We start from the raw sequence: 18,772 nt of genomic DNA on the forward strand, positions 1-18,772 counted from the left end.
CGGGAGCACCGACCACACCGAGGAAGTGGAGTCAGAGATGTCGACTGTCGGCACCCCGAAGACCGCTGCGGAGATCCAGCAGGATTGGGACACCAACCCGCGCTGGAAGGGCATCACCCGCAACTACACCGCCGAGCAGGTCGTCGCCCTGCAGGGCAACGTTGTCGAGGAGCACACCCTCGCCCGCCGCGGTGCGGAGATCCTGTGGGACCTCGTGAACAACGAGGACTACATCAACTCCCTCGGCGCCCTCACCGGCAACCAGGCCGTGCAGCAGGTTCGCGCCGGCCTGAAGGCCATCTACCTGTCGGGCTGGCAGGTCGCCGGTGACGCGAACCTGTCCGGCCACACCTACCCCGACCAGTCGCTGTACCCGGCGAACTCGGTCCCGTCGGTGGTCCGTCGCATCAACAACGCGCTGCTGCGCGCCGACGAGATCGCCAAGGTCGAGGGTGACACCTCGGTCGCCAACTGGCTGGCCCCGATCGTGGCCGACGCCGAGGCCGGCTTCGGTGGCGCGCTGAACGCCTACGAGCTGCAGAAGGCGATGATCGCCGCTGGTGCCGCCGGTGTCCACTGGGAGGACCAGCTGGCCTCGGAGAAGAAGTGCGGCCACCTCGGTGGCAAGGTGCTGATCCCGACCCAGCAGCACATCCGCACCCTGACCTCCGCGCGTCTGGCCGCCGACGTCGCCGACGTGCCGTCGGTGATCATCGCCCGCACCGACGCCGAGGCCGCCACCCTGCTCACCACCGATGTGGACGAGCGCGACCGTGAGTTCCTGGACGGCACCCGTACCGCCGAGGGCTTCTTCGGTGTGAAGAACGGCATCGAGCCCTGCATCGCGCGTGCCAAGGCCTACGCCCCCTACGCCGACCTCATCTGGATGGAGACCGGCGTCCCGGACCTCGAGGTCGCGCGCAAGTTCGCCGAGGCCGTCAAGTCGGAGTTCCCGGACCAGCTGCTGTCCTACAACTGCTCGCCTTCGTTCAACTGGAAGGCGCACCTGGACGACGCGACCATCGCGAAGTTCCAGCGTGAGCTCGGCGCGATGGGCTTCAAGTTCCAGTTCATCACCCTGGCCGGCTTCCACTCGCTGAACTACGGCATGTTCGACCTGGCGCACGGCTACGCCCGCAACGGCATGACCTCGTTCGTCGACCTGCAGGAGCGCGAGTTCCAGGCTGCCGCCGAGCGTGGCTTCACCGCCGTGAAGCACCAGCGTGAGGTCGGTGCCGGCTACTTCGACACCATCGCCACCACCGTGGACCCGAACACCTCGACGGCTGCCCTGAAGGGCTCCACCGAAGAGGGTCAGTTCCACTGATCCGCCGGGGATGCTTTGAGTAGCATCACCATTCCTCTACTCCGGTAGGGGTGTACGCCCTCCTCGCCGAACAGCCCCGGCGAGGAGGGCAACTCCATAACATGAGTCTCCATTCGCCTGCCGTCGACGATTCGGTAGGCGACAACTGATTTCGTGAGGGCCGGGTAACTCACCGGGTACGCCCAGAACTGGTTCGGCACCTCACGCAGGCACGGGTGCCTGACCCTATCGGCACTTAGCCGCCCGCAAAATATGCGGGGAGGCGGAACGGAGCGGGACGTGAGCAGCAGCGAGAAGATTCAGCGCGTCGGGATTATCGGCGCGGGACAGATGGGCGCTGGCATCGCCGAGGTGTGCGCACGCGCGCACGTCGACGTCCTCGTCTACGAGACCAGTCGCGAACTCGCCGCCGCGGGCCGCGCTCGGATCCTGCGCTCGCTGGACCGTGGCGTGAGCAGCGGCAAGATCACCGAGCGCGAGCGGGAGCAGGCGGCCTGGCGGCTGCGCTTCACCTCCGATCTCGGCGACTTCGCCGACCGTCAGCTGGTCGTGGAAGCCGTTGTCGAGAACGAAGAGGTCAAGACGGCCATCTTCAGCGAGCTGGACAAGGTCGTCACCGACCCCGACGCCGTGCTCGCCTCCAACACCTCCTCCATCCCGATCATGAAGATCGCGGTCGCCACGGCGAACCCCGAGCGCGTGGTCGGTCTGCACTTCTTCAACCCGGTGCCGGTGCTGCCGCTGGTCGAGCTGGTCACCACGCTCAAGACCAGCGAGCCGGTCGCCAAGCGCGCCGAGCAGTTCGCCGCCGACATCCTCGGCAAGCAGGTCGTCCGCTCGGCCGACCGCTCCGGCTTCGTCGTCAACGCGCTGCTGGTGCCGTACCTGCTCTCGGCCATCCGGATGGTCGAGTCGGGCTTCGCCACCAAGGACGACGTCGACAAGGCGATGGTGCTCGGCTGTGCCCACCCGATGGGCCCGCTGGCGCTGACCGACCTCGTCGGCCTCGACACCGTCAAGTCGATCGCGGACTCGATGTACGCCGAGTTCAAGGAGCCGCTGTACTCGGCTCCGCCGCTGCTGATGCGCATGGTCGAGGCGGGCCTGCTGGGTAAGAAGACCGGCGCCGGTTTCTACCAGTACTGAGTTTTCGGAGCGCTGGCGCGCTCGAGTCGCGGCCCCTCCTGTCCCGCCGATCAGGCACCGGTGCTTGCTCCTTCGTCGCCTACACACCGGCACCTGATCGGCGGGACGGCCGCGACCGCCGCTGCGCGGCGGACCCTCCTCGAGGTCGGGTCGTGCGGGGCTGGGTGATCGCGTCGACGTCAGCGCCTAAGCTGCATGGTGCCGGTCCGGGAGCCCCGGGCGGGCGAAGTATCGCGAGCTCAGCGTTGCTCTGTGGACCACGTGGACTGGTTCCGGGCAGGTGATGGAAGGGATGTCCCGTTCATGGTCAACGTCACCGATGGATTCGGATCGAGTGTTCTCGGCTATCCGCGGATCGGTCCGCACCGCGAGCTCAAGCGTGCGCTCGAGTCGTATTGGCGCGGATCGCTGGAGCGCGACGAACTGCTCGCGGTAGGCCGCGACATCCAGGAACGTCAGTTCAACGAGCTGGCCGCGACCGGACTCACGCAGGTGCCGGGCAACACCTTCTCCTTCTACGACCACATCCTCGACAACGCGCTGCTGTTCGGCGCGGTGCCGTCGCGGTTCAAGGAACACCAGGAGGGCATGCACCCCCTGGACTTCTACTTCCTGATGGCGCGCGGCAACCCGAACCTGCCGCCGCTCGAGCTGGTGCGCCTGTTCGGCTCCAACTACCACTACCGCCAGCCCGAACTCGACGCCGACACCACGTTCTCGCTGCATCCCGAGGCCCTGCTCGACGAGTGGGACCGGGCGATCGAGCGCGGGATCGAACTGCGCCCTGTCGTGCTGGGCCCGGTGTCGCTGCTGCTGCTGTCGAAGGCGGGGCACGTGCCCGGCGAGGCCGAGTTCGACACGCTGAGCCTGCTCGACAAGCTGCTGCCGTTCTACGAGGAGCTGTTCGAGATCCTCGCCAAGCGCGGCTCGACCTGTGTGCAGCTCGACGAGCCGTGCTTCACCGGCGAGCGTTCGCCCGCCGAGCTGGCCGCGTTCGAGAAGGCCTACCAGCGGCTGTCCAAGGCGCCGCTGCGCCCGCGCATCCTGGTCACCGGGCAGTACGGCGATTTCGGTGAGGCGCTGCGCATTCTGGCCGCGACCAATGTCGAGGCGATCGGGCTCGACCTGGCGTCCTACCGGATGACGCCGGAGGAGCTGGCCGCGATCCCCGGGATCAAGCGCAAGCGGCTCTACGCCGGTGTCATCAGCGGCACCAACGTGTGGCGCGCCGATCGGTACGTCACCCTGAACTACCTGAACTCGATCGCCGAGGTCTGCCCCGACCTGGTCGTTTCCACCGGCACCACGCTGCTGCACGTGCCCTACGACGTGCTCGCCGAGTACGACATCGACGGCAATGTGGCCGACCGGCTCGCCTTCGCCAAGCAGAAGGTGGGCGAGGTGGTCTCGCTGGCCAAGGCGCTCACCGAGGGCCCGTCGGATCACTGGCGCAAGCGGCCCACCGAGGTGCACTTCAAGCAGAAGCACGCGGTGCGCCAGCGGGTGTACGCGGTGACCGCGGACATGCGCGAGCGCGAACCGTACGTGGAGCGCCGTGCCGCACAGCAGGAACGGCTGAACCTGCCGGTGGTGCCCGCGACGACGCTGGGTTCGTTCCCGCAGAGCGTGCGGTTGCGTCAGGCCCGGCACGAGGTGGCTCAGGGCAGGCTGTCCGAGCAGGACTACCGCAAGCAGGTCGAGGCCGAGATCGAGGCGACGATCCGGCTGCAGGAGGACATCGGTCTCGATGTCTTCGTGCACGGTGAGCACGAGCGCAACGACATGATCCAGTTCTTCGCCGAGCAGCTCGACGGTTTCGCCACCACCCGCTTCGGCTGGGTGCAGGTCTACGGGTCGCGGTGTGTGCGTCCGCCGATCATCTACGGCGACGTGTCGCGGCCCGCGCCGATGTCGGTCGACTGGACCACCTACGCGCAGTCGCTGACCGACAGGCCGGTCAAGGGCATGGTCACCGGCCCGGTCACGATGCTGGCCCGCTCGTTCGTGCGCCAGGACCAGCCGCTCTACGAGACCGCCGACCAGGTGGCGCTGGCGATCCGCGACGAGGTGGTCGACCTGGAGAAGGCGGGCATCGCGATCATCCAGGTCGACGAGCCCGCCATCCGCGAGCTGCTGCCCGCGCGTCCGGTGGGTCGCGAGGAGTACCTGCGCTGGGCGGTCGGCGCGTTCAAGCTGGCCACCTCCGGCGTGCGGGCCGACACCCAGATCCACACCCACATCGGCTATTCCGGCCGCACCGAGGTGGTCGACGCGATCGAGCAGCTCGACGCCGATGTCACCGCGATCGTGGCGACCCGTTCGATCGAATGGGTCATGCAGGCGCTGACCGAGGACGTCGCCACCGGCCACGGCCTCAGCCACGGCGTCGGCCCCGGCGTGTACGAGAGCCGTTCGGCGCGGATCCCGGACATCGACGAGCTCGACGAGCTGCTCACCCAGGCCGCGGAAGCCGTGACGCCGCAACGGCTCTGGGCCAACCCGGACGGCGGCCTCAAGACCCGCCACTACTGGCAGCTCGAGCCGTCGCTGCGCAATATGGTCGCGGCCGCGCGTCGCGTGCGTCGCCGGACGCTGGCCGCCGAAGCCGAGGCAGCGGCGGCGGAGTAGGCGAGCCGACCGACGGGCGCACCGGAAATCCGGTGCGCCCGTTGTCGTATCTCCGTTGGACGATGACCTGGTCGACGCCTCGGTGGATGCCGTGGTGCGCCTGGTGCGCCCGCTCAGTGGCTGAGGGCGGCGACGCCGAACATCGCGCCGACGCCGGTGACCGTGCACAGCAGGGTGAGGCGGGAGGGGTGTTCGGCGTGGGCTTCGGGGAGGATGTCGGCGGTGGCGAGGTAGAGCAGGAAGCCGGCGAAGTAGCCGAGGTAGAGGCCGATCCATTGTTCGGGGACGTGGATGAGGGTGCCGAGGATGGCGCCGAAGACGGGGGCGATGGCGTCGAGGCCGAGGAGGGTGATGGCGCGCTTGCGGGCGTTGCCGTAGAGGGTGGGGATGGTGAAGGTGTTGAAGCCGTCGGCGAAGTCGTGGCAGATCACCGCGATCGCGACCGAAAGGCCGACCGAGGCGCCCGCCTGGTAGCCGAGGCCGATACCGAAACCGTCCAGGGTGCTGTGGAAGATGAGGCCTGCCGCGGCGAGCAGCCCGACCGACTCGAATCCGTGGTGGTGGGAACCGAATTCGGACTCGTGGCCGGTGTGGATGGCGACGGCGCGTTCGATGATGTGGATGCTCAGGAACCCGACCACGGCGGCGATCAGCACCACCGGAACCCCGTACACCTCCCCGGTCGACTGCTCCAGCGCCTCGGGAATCAGGTCGAAGGCGACCAGTCCGAGCATGACACCCGCGGCCAGGCCGAGCACCAGGTGCTTGCGGTCGCCGATCCGCATGGCGACGAATCCGCCGAACAGGGTCGACAGCATGGACACGAGCGACAGCAGGATGGCCATCGCGGCGCCTACTCGCTCGACGAATCGGCGGGTGGCTGCTTGGGCTTCTTCGTCCCCGCCGGGACCTCGGCCTCCTCGGTGACCTCGTAGCGCCGGACATAGGCCCCGGCGAAGCCCTGCAGGGTGGCGGTGACCGGGATGGCCAGCAGCGCACCCGTCGCGCCGAGCAGCGCCGCGCCCGCGATCACCGCGCCGAAGGCCACCGCCGGATGCATGTCCAGGGTGGTCGCGGTGATCCGCGGCTGCAGCACGTAGTTCTCGAACTGCTGGTAGGCGACGATGAACAGCAGGATCCACAATGCGGTGATCGGGTCTTGCACCAACGCGACCAGTACCGGCAGCGCACCGGCCAGGTAGGTGCCGACGGTCGGGATGAACTGCGAGACCACGCCGACCCACAGCGCGAGCGCGAACGCCGACGGCACATCGAACAGCCGCAGCGCGACATAGTGGGCGAGCGCGGAACACAGCGCGAGCAGCGCGCGCGAATAGATGTAGCCGCCGGTCTTCTCGACCGCGATATCCCACGCCCGCAGCACGTGCTTCTGCTGTTTGGGCGGCAGAAACGAGCACACCCAGGTGCGGAAGCGCGGTCCGTCGGCGGCGAAATAGAACGTGAACAGCAGCACGCCGAGCAGCTGGAACAGCGCCCCGATCGCGACGGTGCCGATGCCCCAGACGTTTCCGGCCAGACCGACCAGATAGCCCTCGATCGTCGAGCTCCACTCCGAGGCGTACTTGGTGAGGTCGGCGCCGGACAGGTCCTGGTCGAAGGTCGAATTGATCCAGTCGACCACGTCCTGGATGTAGTCCGGCGCGTTGCTGACCAGCATGGTCACCTGGTTGACCAGCAGCGCGCCCAGCGTCCACACGAACGCGACGACAACGAGCAGCAGCCCGCCGAACACCACTCCGGTGCCTGCCCCGCGTCGAACACCGCGCGCGGCAAGCCAGTTCACGGCGGGTTCGATCGCGAAGGCCAGGAACAGCGAGACCATCAGAATGGTCAGCAGGCCTTGCAGCTTGCCGAGCACCCAGAACGCCGCGATCAGCCCGGCGACGGCCAGCGTCGCGTAGAGCAGCGAGCGCGGCAGCCAGCGTGGTGGGGTGCGCACCGACCAGCCGACCGGCAGCGTGTCCGCCGCGGCGACCGGTGCCGCTTGCGCGGGGCCGGAGGTCGATTCGTCATCGGCAGCCACCCGGTCACGGTACCGAGGACGGCGGGATTCGCGCGCGCTGGCGCGCGGCTCAGATCGTCGCGGTGTCGATGACGAAGCGGTACTGCACGTCGCTGGCCATCACCCGCTCGTAGGCGGAATCGATCTCGTCGGCCGAGATCAGCTCGATCTCCGCGCCGATGCCGTGCGCCGCGCAGAAATTGAGCATCTCCTGGGTCTGCGCGACGCCGCCGATCATCGAACCGGCCAGCGAGCGGCGGAACGCGGCGAGGTTGCGGCCGGTGACACTCATCGGCTGATCGGGCAGGCCGAGGAGGACCAGGGTGCCGTCGAGGGCGAGCAGGCGCAGGTAGTTGTCGATCGGCAGGTTCGCGGAGACGGTGTTGATGATCAGGTCGAACGAGCCGCGCAGCTGCCGGAAGGTCTCCTTGTCGCTGGTGGCGTAGTAGTGGTGGGCGCCCATCCGCAGGCCGTCGTCGCGCTTGCGCAGCGACTGGCTGAGCACGGTCACCTCGGCGCCGAGGGCGGCCGCGATCTTCACCCCGACGTGCCCGAGCCCGCCCATGCCGATGATCGCGACCTTCTTGCCTGGCCCGGTGTTCCAGTGCCGCAGCGGCGAGTACAGGGTGATACCCGCGCACAGCAGCGGCGCGGCGACATCGAGGCCGATGCCATCGGGAATGGCGAGGACGAAGCTCTCGGTCACCACGATCTGGGTGGCGTAACCGCCCATGGTGTAACCGCCCGGCTGCACGGTTTCGGGGACCGGGTTGTTGTAGGTCCAGGTGGCGCCCCTGGCGCAGTACTGCTCCTCGCCCGCCAGACACGGCACGCACTTGCCGCAGGAGTTCACCAGGCAGCCGACGCCGACCCGATCGCCCACCTTGTACTTGCGCACCGCCGATCCGGTGGCCGCGACGATGCCCGCGATCTCGTGACCGGGCACGCAGGGGTACTTGGCGCCACCCCATTCGCCGCGGGCGGTGTGGATGTCGGAGTGGCAGATGCCCGCGTATTTGATGTCGATCAGGACGTCGTCGGGGCCGAGTTCACGGCGCTCGATCGTGACCTTCTCGAAGGACCCGTCGGGGGCGGGGACGGCGTAGGCGGCTGCGGTGCTCATGGACCTATGCCTACCGTCGCATGCGGCGTTTGCCAACCGCCGCGTCCGGATCGATACCCGGTCTGGCTCGAATCCGGGTCACAATGGAGTAGTCGGCTCGCGAGAGAGGACATGCGCGTGCACGCTCTTGGCCGGGTGCTTGCGACGCTGGTCGTCGCGCTGATCGGCGTGTGCGCATTCCTCGGATATCGCGGTGAGCTGGCGTTTCCCTGGGAGCCGCGGGCCGGCGAGATCGTCGCTGTCGCGGAGGAACCGCCGCCGGTTCCACTCGATCCGGTCCTGGTCGCCGCGCAGGTGGAGCCCGCGCTGGTCAATATCGCGGTGGACGCGACGCGGTTCGGGAGCAGCGCCGCCGGGTCGGGCATCGTCCTCACCGAAGACGGGCAGATCCTCACCAGCCATCACGTGATCAAAGGCGCCGACGAGCTGAAGGTCACCGATATCGGGAACGGGCTGATCTACCCGGCCACCGTGCTCGGCTACGACTCGACCGCCGATATCGCGCTGCTGTCGCTGGCCGGGGCATCGGGGCTGCCGACGGCCCGCCTCGGCTCCTCCGCCGAGCTGCGGATCCGCCAGGACGTGCTCGCCATCGGCGACGCGGGCGGTGACGGCGGCGAAGCGACCGCGGTCGCCGGGCCGATCACCGATCTCGACGCGAGCATCGTCGCGATGAACTCCGCCGACCTGACCCGCAAGGCGTTGCGTGGCATGGTGCAGATCGCCGCGCCCGTCGTCGGCGGGCAGTCCGGCGGCGCGCTGGCCGACAGCACCGGCGCCGTCGTCGGGGTGATCACGGCGGCCTCGGGGGAGCGGCCCGGCACCGAATACCAGCCGGAACAGGCCAACGGCTACGCGGTGCCGATCGATACCGCCCTGCGGATCGTCGCGCAGATCCGCTCGGGGACGCCGACCGAGACCGTGCACATCGGGCCGACGGCCACGCTCGGGGTGCAGATCGTCGACGCGAAACCGTCCGGCGCCCAGGTGAACTGGGCCTTCTACGGTCAGCCCGCGCGATCCGCCGGGATCACCACGGGTGATGTCATCACCGCCGTCGACGGGCAGCCGATCACCACCGCCCGCGCGCTGAGCGCCGCCGTCAATATGCGCAAGCCCGCCGATCTGATCCGGCTCGACGTCACCGCGGCCGACGGAACGACCCGCACGGTCGAGGTGGTGCTGGCGAAGGGAACGCCCTAGCTAGACCAGGCTCAGCCAATAGTCCTGGAACTTCAGGAAGACCAGCAGCAGCACCACCGCGTAGAACACCACGACCAGCGTCCACCGCCATTCGGCGAGGATCCCCATCGGACCGCGCGACCCGCCCCAGGTCTCCTGCGTGGTGACCGCGAACAGCACCGGCACCACGGCCCACACCACCATGCAGTACGGGCACAGCGCGTTGATCCGGTACAGACTCTGGAAGATCAGCCAGCAGATCGCGACGACACCGAGGACGGTGCCCAGCCACAGCCCGCCCCAGATCCAGCGTGGGAAGCCGACGCCGACCACCGAGAGCACGGCGAGGGTGACGACCACCGAGAACCCGACGATGCCGAACAGCGGGTTCGGGAACCCGAACACCGCGGCCTGATCGGTCTGCATGATCGACCCGCACGACAGCACCGAGTTGATGCTGCAGGAGGTGACGTAGTCCGGGTCGACGAACAGCTTGAACCGTTCGACGGTGAGCGTGAACGACGCAAGCCAGCCCGCCAGCCCGGCGATCAGCAGCAGCCACGCCGAGCGGGCGGGCGTGGTGATCACTTGGCCGCGTCAGCGATCACGGCCGCCATGCCGTTCTCGCCGTACAGGACATCCTTGGACTGCTGCGGCTGATCGTTGACGTACACCGACGGGGTGCCCTTCACGCCCGAGGCGAACGCGGCTTCGGTGAACTGGTTGACGGCGTCGCTGTAGGGCTTGTCGTTGATGCAGGCGGCCACGGCCGGGTCGGTGTAGCCGGCGTCGACGGCGATCTGGACGAGCTCGGCGTTGCTCAGGCCTGCACCGCCCTCGGCGGGCTGCTTCTCGAACATCGTCTGCAGCCAGCTCTGGTACTTGCTCGTGTCCGATTTCGCGACACAGAACGAGGCGTTGGCGGCACGCGAGGAGTACTGGTTGGTGGAGGCCTTGTCCAGGAACGAAATGATCTGGTACTCGATGACAGCCGTTCCGTCGGCCGCCGCGTCGGCCAGCGCCGCGGCATTGGCGGCCTCGAACTGCTGGCAGGCCGGGCACTGCAGATCGGCGACCACGCGGACCTTCACCTTCGCGTCCGGGTTGCCGATCACCACCGAGCCGTTCTCCGAGATCGAACCCCCGACCGCGGGCAGCTGTGCGGCGGCGGAGTCGGTGCCGGAGTCCGACCGGTTCACCGCGATGCTGATGCCGATCGCCGCGATCAGCGCGACCAGGACGGCGGCGACACCGATCTGGATCGCCAGCTTGCGCCGCTTGTCGGCCGCTTCTGCCGCCGCCAGCGGATTCTGCTTGCCCGTGCTCACCGTCGTCACACGCCTTTCGTTGGTTGTCTCCCCACGGGGGACATCATTGCGGCCGAACCTGAGAGTTTGTTCAACGATCGATGTCAGGACGCGTCGAGCCGGCGCAGCTGCTCGGCGACGTCGAAATCGGCGGGCGGCCAATCCAGGCCGAGCCCGGTCAGCGCGTCGATCAGCAGTTCGGTGACAGCAAGGCGCGCGTACCACTTGTTGTCGGCGGGCAGGACGTACCAGGGCGCGTAGTCGGTGTTGGTGCGTTCGAGAAGAGCCTGGTACGCCTTCTGATATTCGGGCCAGTAGGCGCGTTCGGTGATGTCGGCGGGGCTGAACTTCCAGTACTTGTCGGCACGTTCCAGGCGTTGGCGCAGCCTGCGCTTCTGCTCGTCGAGGGAGATGAACATGGCCACCTTCACGATCGTGGTGCCCGCGTCGGCGACCTCACGTTCGAAGGCGTTGATCTGGCCGTAGCGCTGCTCCCACTCCGCGCGCGGCACGAGGTCGTGCACCCTGGCCACCAGCACGTCCTCGTAGTGGGAGCGGTCGAAGACACCGAGCTGGCCGGGGACGGGCAGCCGCTTGCGGATGCGCCAGAGGAAGTCGTGCCGCTTCTCCTCCTCGGTCGGCACGCCGAAGGAGGCGTGGTCGACGCCCTGTGGGTCGACCGAACCGATGACGTGGCGCACGATGCCGCCCTTGCCCGCGGTGTCCATGCCCTGCAACACCAGCAGCACGCTGCGCTTGTCGCCGGTGCGGCCGTTGGCGAACAGCCGCTCCTGCAGATCCGACAGGACGACGCCACGCTCGCTCAGCAGCGCCTTGCCCTGCTGCTTGTCACCGGCGAAACCGGGGGTACTCGCGGTGTCGAGTCCGGCGATGCGCTGATCATCGGCGCGCAGCGCGGTGGTGACGGGTTGTGCCCAGTTCTTCCCCATTTCCCATGCCTACCACTAGTGCGTGCGATCGACCGGCAAGCACGCGCGGCCGGAGCAGGAGCCGGGCACCTTCCGCGGCGGCCCTGACCGATCAGGCGGGGCGGGTGGCGTCGACGTACTGCATGAAACGGTGCACCCGCTGGTCGATGTCGACCAGTCCCGCCTCGGCGAACAGCGTCGGGAAGGTGTCGCGGTCGAACAGGCGCAGCCCGCTCAGGCCCGCGGCCATGGTGCTGGCCCGGCCGAACAGGTTGTCCTCGCGGTAGCTGGTGGTGATCGCGATCCGGCCACCCGGCGCGAGCACCCGGATCATCTCGTGGGTGGCCGCGATCGGATCGGGGATCAGGTACAGCGCGCCGAAACAGCAGACGGCGTCGAAGGTTCCGTCGGCGAACGGCAGCGTGCGCGCGTCGCCGCGGACGTAGCCGACCCGCGGGCCCGCGTTGTCGGCCGCGGCCCTGGCCAGCATCGGCTCGGAGTAGTCCAGGCCGGTGACGAAGCCGTCGCCGCTGAGGAACTCGCTCAGGTACTTGGTGAAATTGCCTGGGCCGCAGGCGAGATCGAGCACCTTCTTGCTGCCGCTGAGCCGCAGGGTGTCGACGGCTTCGCGGCGGTCGCTGCCGGTGGTGCGTCCGCTGGCCAGATAGAACAGCGCCGGCCGCCACGCGTGCTCGTACACCGCGGCCAAGGCAGGCGCGTTCATGGTCTTGCGGGCTAGGTTCACTGCCGTGCGACCTCGATCGTCATGCCCGCCTCGCGCAGCCGGGCGGTGAGCGATTCGCCCATGGCCGAGGCGGGGGTGAGAATGCCCGCGCGCTGGGGGAGTTCGTCGAAGGCCAGGCACAGACCGCTCTGGCCGAGCAGTACCGCGGTGGCCTGGTAGCCGGGGTCGCCGGTGCCGGAGAAGGTGGCCTGGTACTTGGCGCCGGAGCTGGTGTGGGCGAAGGTCCGCATGGTGAACCAGCCGCTGCGGCGGGCTTTTTCGCTGGGGCCGGTGCCCGGCTTGGGCAGGATCCGGTCGAGCAGCTTGCGGCCCACCGAGACTCGCGAGAGCACGGCGCCCGAGACCATACCGACGACGAGGCCGCCCGCGACACCGGCCGCGACCAGCGGTGCGGCGGCCGACTTACCCGCGTTCATCACCTCGCGGTAGCGGAACTGCTTGCCGTAGGCCCAGCCGAGCAGGCCGTTGGTGCGACGCACGACTTTGGTGTTGTGCGAGGCCATGACGAAGGTGGTGACCCAGCCGTCGAGGCTGGGATCGATGCTGTCGGCGCGGCCAAGTGCCTGATCGGACTGGCGGCCCACATCGGGCTCCATCGTGCGGTCCGGGCTCAGCGAGTACGGGTGGGCCAGGATCTTGCCGCGGGTGGAATCGGCGGCGACGTCCTCCCACATGGCTCGGCCCGAATCGATGGTGCCGCCGCTCGCGCCGCCCTTGAGGTAGGCGACCAGGGTGGTGTCCTCCAGTTCGCCGGTGTTGTCGGCGACGGTGGCGCGGTAGAGCTCGTAGACGCTCAGATCCGACGGAATCGAGTCGTAGCCACAGGAATTGACGATCTTGGCGCCGGAGTCGACCGCGACCTGCTCGAACTGTTCGATGGCGTCGTGGATGAACAGCGGCTCGCCGGTGAGATCGGCGTAGTGGGTGCCCGCCGCGGCGCACGCGCCGAGCAGCGGCATGCCGTAACGCAGGTACGGGCCGACCGTGGTGACCACGACTTTGGTCCGCTCGGCCATCGCGGCGAGCGAGGCGGGATCGTTCGAATCGGCCACCACCAGTTCCCACTTCGCGGCGGCCGGGCCCAGCTCTGCGCGCACGGCGGCGAGCTTGTCGGCCGACCGGCCCGCCATGGCGATCTTGGCGTCCTCCGGCGCGGCGGTGAGCAGGTATTCGGCGGTGAGTTTGCCGACGAAACCTGTCGCGCCGAACAGGATCAGGTCGAACTCACGGTGCTGCGGCATGACGCGCCTTTCATCGAGTGCCAGCCTTGCGGGCACGCGGCTTCTTCGCCGGTTTCGGCGGATGGGTGGTGAGCCACTCACGGTGGGCCAGACCGAGTTCGGTGACCGGCGGCTCGTCGTAGAGCCATTCCCTGGCGATCAGATGCCAGTTGTTGGTGCTGTCGAGCTGGCCGAGCATACCGAAGGTGAGGAAGTCGGCGCGGCGGGAGAACAGGTGCTCCGGCGGCAGGTTCTGTTGCTTCATCCCGGTGAACTCGCTGGCCCGCGGGTCGACGGCCAGCAGGAACGCGCCACTGGCCAGTTCGGGGGTGATGGTCAGTTCCTCGTCGACCAGACACCACTCCGAGGCGGAGAGCACGTACTCGAGACACTCCTCGGCGCCGATCTCCTCCGGGGAATCGATCACGCCGCGCTCGATCATCAACTGCCGCAGGTCTTCGGCGCGGTCCTCCGCGGCGGCGCGCAGGCACAGGATCTCGAAGTGCACCAGCTTGGGGTCCATGCGGTTGAACAGACCGAAGTCGAGGAATGCCACCCGCCCGTCGCGGGCCAGCAGCACATTGCCCGGATGCGGGTCGCCGCAGAACTCGTTGAAGGTGAACAGCGAACCGACGTAGAAGCGGTAGATGATCTCGCCGACCCGGTCGCGCTGAGCGTCGGGCAGCTTGCGGATCTCGTCGAACCCGGTGCCCTCGACGAACTCGCTGACCAGCACCCGGGTGGTCGAGAGCTCCTGCACCGCGGCGGGCACCACGATGAACGGGTGATCCCGGTAGAGGTGCGCGATCTCGGTCTGGGTCGCTGCCTCGGCGACGTAGTCGAGTTCGGCCTCCATGTTCAGCTTCAGCTCGTCGAGCACGGCCGGGGTGATCCAGGGCATCGCCGAGGACAGCACCCGGCGGAACATGGTGAGGTTCTTCAGGTCGGCGCGCACCGCGATGTCGACGCCGGGGTACTGGACCTTCACCGCGACGGCCCTGCCGTCCTGCAGGGTGGCCCGGTAGACCTGGCCGATCGAGGCGGCCGCGATCGGTTCCGGGTCGAATTCGGCGAACACCTCGGCCAGCGGGCGGCCGAAATCCTCCTCGATCACCGCGCGCATGGCCTCGAACGACACCGTCGGCGCGGCATTGCGCAGCACGGCCAGCCGCTGCTGGAACCGGTCGCGATGGTCCGGCGGCACCAGGTCCAGGTCGAGCACCGACATCATCTGGCCCAGCTTCATCGCCACGCCCTTCATGGTGCCCAGCACCATGACCACCTGCTCGGTGGTGCGGATCATCGACTCCTCGGCCATCTTGGCGCGCACGGCCTCGGACCGTCCGCGCATGGAGAGCCTGGTCTTCTTCGAACGGATGACCGAGCTCGCCGCTACCGCCCCCAGTTTCGTCCCGCGGGCTAGCCGGGATGTCGGCACGTTCTTCGCCATCGAGGTACCTCCATTGGTGCCGACGCGCAGGGCGGCCGTCGACGCACAGCGTCACACGACCGCCAGCGGTGACGCAAGCCACAGCGCCCCGCTCGGTTCAGCGTAACCAACCGCGCCGTAATGTCGAGACCGGCTCCGGCGATCGTGGGGAAACCCCAGTTCAGGAGGGCTGTGCGGGGATCTCGGGCAGTTCGTGGGTCTGTGCGGTGAAGATCTCGGGCGAACCGCCCGCCTTGGCGACGCCCTCGATCGCCGACCACGCCATCATCGTCAGGTAGTCGATGACGTCCTGGCGTGGCATGGCCTTGTCGGTGGTCGTCCACCAGTGCGTGGCCAGCTGGATGCCGCCGACCAGCACATACGACCACAGCAGCGCGCCGTCGGTGCGCACGCCCTTGGCGCCTGCCCGGTCGATCAGCACGGTCGTGACCACCTCGGCGAAGAGCCGTTCGAACTCGGCGAGGGAGGACTTGTCGCCCGCCGAGTTGCTCATGATGAACCGGTAGACCTCGGGGTCGTCGTCGACGGTGCCGACGTACTCGGTCATCGCGGCGCGCACCAGCTGGTACTCGTCGGCGTCGAGGCTGATCGCGCCGTACACGCGGGGCAGCAGCGTGGTCTCGATGAACCGCTGCATGGTGGCGTGCACCAGGTCGTTCTTGTCGGCGAAGTAGCGGTACAGCACGGTCTTGGACACGCCGATCTCGGTGGCGATCTCGTCCATGCCCGCCTGGCTGCCGCGCGCGCGGATGGCATTGAGCGTGCCGTCGACCAGCTCTTCGCGCCGGTCGATCTTGTGCTGTCGCCACCGCCGTTTGCGGCCGTCGACAGGACCGCCGCCGCGCACGGTCGCGCGCCCGGTCTGCTCGCCGATCTCGACAAGGTCTTCGGTGGACAGAACAGCCCCCTTGTGGTCGATGTGGCGTGTCTCGTTGTACAGCTTAGGCGCGCCGGAGTGGGGTGGCGCTCGTTTGGTCGACGTTGCGGCATTTACCACACCAGGTGTTTACCCGCGCGTACGGAAAACCGGCTGGTTTGGTGTGTCGTGGGCGACGCGGCGGGGTTCGCGGCGGCGCCGTTACGGCGCGCACAGCAGAATGGTGGCTATGGAGAAAGCTCCCGGCAATACGGCGGTTCTCGCGCCGCGCACCGATCCCGCTGCGCAACCAGCGGGTTTCGCGGTCATGACCGACGAGGCGGGCAAAAAACGTGACCTCTTCAAGATGAAAGCGCTGGCCACCGGATTCCTGCTGGTGGCCAGCGTGGTGTACCTGCTGTGCCGCTGGCTCGAATCACGCGGCGGTGGCGGCGAGTGGGTCGGCTATGTGCGCGCCGCCTCCGAGGCAGGCATGGTCGGCGCGCTCGCCGACTGGTTCGCGGTCACCGCGCTGTTCAAGCATCCGCTCGGCCTGCCCATCCCGCACACCGCGATCATCCGCAAGAAGAAGGACCAGCTCGGCGAGAGCCTCGGCGCCTTCGTCGGCACGAACTTCCTCGCGCCCGACGTGGTGTCGGCGCGGCTGGACTCCGCGCAGATCTCGCTGCGCGTCGGCCGGTGGATGGCCGATCCTGGGCACGCGGCCCGGGTCGCGCAGGAGAGCTCGACGATCCTGACCGCGGTGGTCGGCGTGCTGCGTGACGAGGACGTCGAGCAGATCATCGACAACACCATCGTCAAGCGGATCGCCGAACCGCTGTGGGGTCCGCCGCTCGGGCGGGTGCTCTCGGAATTGATCGCGGACAATCGGCAGCTGCCGCTGATCGATCTGCTGGCCGAACGCGCGCATCAATGGGCGCTCGGCTCGCAGGAGACGATCGATCGCATTGTCATGCGGGACGCGCCGCAATGGGCACCGAAATTCGTCAATACGTTGCTTTCCGAGCGAATCTATCGGGAATTGGTCGAGTTCACCTGGAAGGTGCGCTCGAATCCCGATCACGAACTGCGGCAGGCCGCCGATCGTTTTCTGCAGGATTTCGCCGACGATCTCCAGCACGACGAGGCGATGATCGCCAAGGCCGAAAAGGTCAAGGCCGAGATCATGGGCCGCGAGCAGATCACCGGAATGGCCGAGGCGACGTGGCGCGCGGCCAAGCGGTTGATTCTCGAGTCGGCCGATGACCCCGATTCCACCCTGCGCCGCAAGGTGGCCGAGAATGTGCAGCAGCTCGGTGAGCGCTTGCGCGACGACCCGGCCATGCGCGGCAAGGTCGACGGCTGGATCGACCGCGGCGCGCGCTATCTGGTCGGTAACTACTCGGCCGAGATCTCTACTCTGGTAACCGACACCGTCGCCCGCTGGGACGCCGACGAGGCGAGCCGGAAGATCGAACTGCAGGTCGGCCGGGATCTGCAGTTCATCAGGATCAACGGCACGGTCGTCGGTTCGCTCGCGGGCCTGGCCATCTACACGATCTCGCAGCTGCTGTTCCACTGAGCCCGGCTGTTAGCCGACCCTGTGCTAACAGGAGTGCTTGCAATAGCTAGCACCCTGATTTAGTATTGACCGTACAACCGCCAGAAGGTGAGTGATGGCAGACCAGCCCGAGGGACGTGTAGCGCACGCGGCACAAGACATCGGAGGGTTCATCAGGTCCCAGCGCGAAGCTGCGCAGGTGTCCTTACGTCAGCTCGCCGCTCTGGCAGGGGTGAGCAATCCGTACCTGAGCCAGATCGAACGCGGATTGCGTAACCCCTCCGCCGAAGTACTCGCGCAGATCGCCAAGGCACTGCGCGTTTCCTCGGAGGTGTTGTATGTGCGGGCCGGATATCTCGAACAGCGTCCGCACAGCCCGGTCCGGGACGCCCTGCTAGCGGACACTTCGGTGACCGAGCGGCAGAAGCAGGTGTTGCTGGAAATTTATGAGTCGTTTCGCCGGGAAAACGGGGAAGAAGCCGGCTCAGGGGGGATCGAACGGGACAGCGACGTTTCGTTCACGACAAATGACACTCCGCCACGCCAGGAGAGCGAAGACTGATGACCGAAAAGACCGCTACCGTGACCAAGCCGCTGTTCGCCACCGTCGGTGCCGGTGACGCCATCTACACCGCAGTGAACGAGGTCGTCGCCGACGTCCGCGAGCGCGTCGTCGCCACCGATGCCAAGGCCCGTGTCGACGAGGCCCGCGAGCGCATCGCCAACGTGCCCGCCGATGTGCAGGCCCAGTTCGACACCCTGCGCGAGCGCATCGCCGGCCTGCCGTCGGAGCTGCCGGAGGACCTCGCCGAGCTGCGCGAGAAGTTCACCCCGGAGGAGCTGCGCAAGCTGGCCGAGCAGTACTACCGCCAGGCGCTCGACATCTACGCCGACCTCGCCGTCCGCGGTGAGGAGACCGTCGACCGGCTGCGCGCCAACCAGGCCGTCGACGAGCAGATCGGCCGCGTCGAGAACCTGTACAAGGATGCCTCCGCGCGTGCCGAGGACGCCCTCGCCAAGGTCACCGACCTGCTGGGCCGTGGCAAGGCCGAGGCCGAGAAGATCGCCGACGAGGTTGTCGAGGCCGAGGTCATCGCCGTGAGCACCGAGCCCGCCCCGGCGCCGGCTGCGGCTCCGGCCGCCAAGGCGCCCGCCGCCAAGAAGGCCGCCCCGGCCAAGAAGGCGCCCGCCAAGAAGGCGGCAGCGCCGAAGAAGGCCGAGTAAGGCTGACGTAGCACCGCCGACAGCGGCCCCGCGCATCCGATGATGCGCGGC

The 18,772-nt window shown here is 68.0% G+C and carries 17 protein-coding genes; 7 read left to right on the top strand and 10 right to left on the bottom strand.

Annotation, left to right across the window (positions count from 1 at the left end; all coding sequences use genetic code 11):
- The first annotated feature begins 37 nt into the window (after nucleotides 1–37).
- The 3 genes from aceA to metE all read left to right on the top strand — a co-directional run bounded on the left by aceA (nucleotide 38) and on the right by metE (nucleotide 5,101).
- Complete coding sequence (gene aceA / locus ACWF82_RS29680) at nucleotides 38–1,327, top strand: isocitrate lyase (protein WP_379029185.1); 1,290 nt, start codon at nucleotides 38–40, stop codon at nucleotides 1,325–1,327.
- Between the two features lie 279 nt (nucleotides 1,328–1,606).
- Entirely contained in the window at nucleotides 1,607–2,473 is an 867-nt protein-coding gene (locus ACWF82_RS29685) for a 3-hydroxybutyryl-CoA dehydrogenase (protein ID WP_378855987.1), read from the top strand.
- 303 nt (nucleotides 2,474–2,776) lie between these two features.
- Entirely contained in the window at nucleotides 2,777–5,101 is a 2,325-nt protein-coding gene (gene metE / locus ACWF82_RS29690) for a 5-methyltetrahydropteroyltriglutamate--homocysteine S-methyltransferase (RefSeq protein ID WP_452506527.1), read from the top strand.
- A gap of 113 nt (nucleotides 5,102–5,214) precedes the next feature.
- Here metE and ACWF82_RS29695 read toward each other — a convergent pair whose 3' ends face one another.
- Genes ACWF82_RS29695 through ACWF82_RS29705 form a run of 3 tightly spaced genes read right to left on the bottom strand, consistent with a single transcriptional unit; the run spans nucleotide 5,215 to nucleotide 8,247 of the window.
- Nucleotides 5,215–5,946, bottom strand: coding sequence for a ZIP family metal transporter (locus ACWF82_RS29695; protein ID WP_452506502.1), 732 nt, complete (start codon nucleotides 5,944–5,946; stop codon nucleotides 5,215–5,217).
- Between the two features lie 8 nt (nucleotides 5,947–5,954).
- Nucleotides 5,955–7,145, bottom strand: a complete 1,191-nt coding sequence (locus ACWF82_RS29700) for an AI-2E family transporter (RefSeq protein ID WP_452506504.1) — start codon at nucleotides 7,143–7,145, stop codon at nucleotides 5,955–5,957.
- Between the two features lie 49 nt (nucleotides 7,146–7,194).
- Nucleotides 7,195–8,247, bottom strand: coding sequence for an NAD(P)-dependent alcohol dehydrogenase (locus tag ACWF82_RS29705; protein ID WP_452506506.1), 1,053 nt, complete (start codon nucleotides 8,245–8,247; stop codon nucleotides 7,195–7,197).
- A 111-nt stretch (nucleotides 8,248–8,358) separates the two neighbouring features.
- On the opposite strand from ACWF82_RS29705, the gene ACWF82_RS29710 reads away from it, so the two are divergent.
- The gene (locus ACWF82_RS29710; protein ID WP_452506507.1) at nucleotides 8,359–9,450 is read left to right on the top strand and encodes a S1C family serine protease; all 1,092 of its coding nucleotides are present in this window, start codon (nucleotides 8,359–8,361) and stop codon (nucleotides 9,448–9,450) included.
- Here the strand turns inward: ACWF82_RS29710 and ACWF82_RS29715 are convergent, their stop codons facing one another.
- The 7 genes from ACWF82_RS29715 to ACWF82_RS29745 all read right to left on the bottom strand — a co-directional run bounded on the left by ACWF82_RS29715 (nucleotide 9,451) and on the right by ACWF82_RS29745 (nucleotide 15,927).
- Nucleotides 9,451–10,017, bottom strand: coding sequence for a vitamin K epoxide reductase family protein (locus tag ACWF82_RS29715; protein ID WP_452506509.1), 567 nt, complete (start codon nucleotides 10,015–10,017; stop codon nucleotides 9,451–9,453).
- Nucleotides 10,014–10,766 carry a DsbA family protein gene (locus ACWF82_RS29720; RefSeq protein ID WP_452506511.1) on the bottom strand — a complete coding sequence of 251 codons (753 nt, stop codon included), beginning with the start codon at nucleotides 10,764–10,766 and terminating at the stop codon, nucleotides 10,014–10,016. The genes ACWF82_RS29715 and ACWF82_RS29720 overlap by 4 nt, the downstream gene beginning before the upstream one ends.
- A 74-nt stretch (nucleotides 10,767–10,840) precedes the next feature.
- Nucleotides 10,841–11,686 (bottom strand): polyphosphate kinase 2 family protein, encoded by an 846-nt coding sequence (locus ACWF82_RS29725; RefSeq protein WP_452506512.1) that lies wholly within the window; start codon nucleotides 11,684–11,686, stop codon nucleotides 10,841–10,843.
- Nucleotides 11,687–11,777: 91 nt separating this feature from the next.
- Complete coding sequence (locus ACWF82_RS29730) at nucleotides 11,778–12,410, bottom strand: class I SAM-dependent methyltransferase (RefSeq protein ID WP_452506514.1); 633 nt, start codon at nucleotides 12,408–12,410, stop codon at nucleotides 11,778–11,780.
- Complete coding sequence (locus ACWF82_RS29735; RefSeq protein WP_452506516.1) at nucleotides 12,407–13,651, bottom strand: saccharopine dehydrogenase family protein; 1,245 nt, start codon at nucleotides 13,649–13,651, stop codon at nucleotides 12,407–12,409. The genes ACWF82_RS29730 and ACWF82_RS29735 overlap by 4 nt, the downstream gene beginning before the upstream one ends.
- Nucleotides 13,652–13,661: 10 nt before the next feature.
- Nucleotides 13,662–15,080, bottom strand: coding sequence for an ABC1 kinase family protein (locus ACWF82_RS29740; protein ID WP_452506518.1), 1,419 nt, complete (start codon nucleotides 15,078–15,080; stop codon nucleotides 13,662–13,664).
- Nucleotides 15,081–15,240: 160 nt separating this feature from the next.
- A complete protein-coding gene (locus ACWF82_RS29745; RefSeq protein ID WP_452506529.1) occupies nucleotides 15,241–15,927 on the bottom strand; it encodes a TetR/AcrR family transcriptional regulator in 687 nt (228 codons plus the stop codon).
- Nucleotides 15,928–16,186: 259 nt separating this feature from the next.
- Between ACWF82_RS29745 and ACWF82_RS29750 the strand changes: the two genes are divergently transcribed.
- From ACWF82_RS29750 to ACWF82_RS29760, 3 genes are all read left to right on the top strand, one after another.
- Nucleotides 16,187–17,518 carry a DUF445 domain-containing protein gene (locus tag ACWF82_RS29750; RefSeq protein ID WP_452506520.1) on the top strand — a complete coding sequence of 444 codons (1,332 nt, stop codon included), beginning with the start codon at nucleotides 16,187–16,189 and terminating at the stop codon, nucleotides 17,516–17,518.
- Nucleotides 17,519–17,612: 94 nt separating this feature from the next.
- Nucleotides 17,613–18,059, top strand: coding sequence for a helix-turn-helix domain-containing protein (locus ACWF82_RS29755; protein WP_452506522.1), 447 nt, complete (start codon nucleotides 17,613–17,615; stop codon nucleotides 18,057–18,059).
- A complete protein-coding gene (locus ACWF82_RS29760) occupies nucleotides 18,059–18,721 on the top strand; it encodes a heparin-binding hemagglutinin (protein WP_452506523.1) in 663 nt (220 codons plus the stop codon). The genes ACWF82_RS29755 and ACWF82_RS29760 overlap by 1 nt, the downstream gene beginning before the upstream one ends.
- Nucleotides 18,722–18,772 lie beyond the last annotated feature (51 nt).

The organism is Nocardia sp. NPDC055053 (assembly GCF_053608285.1).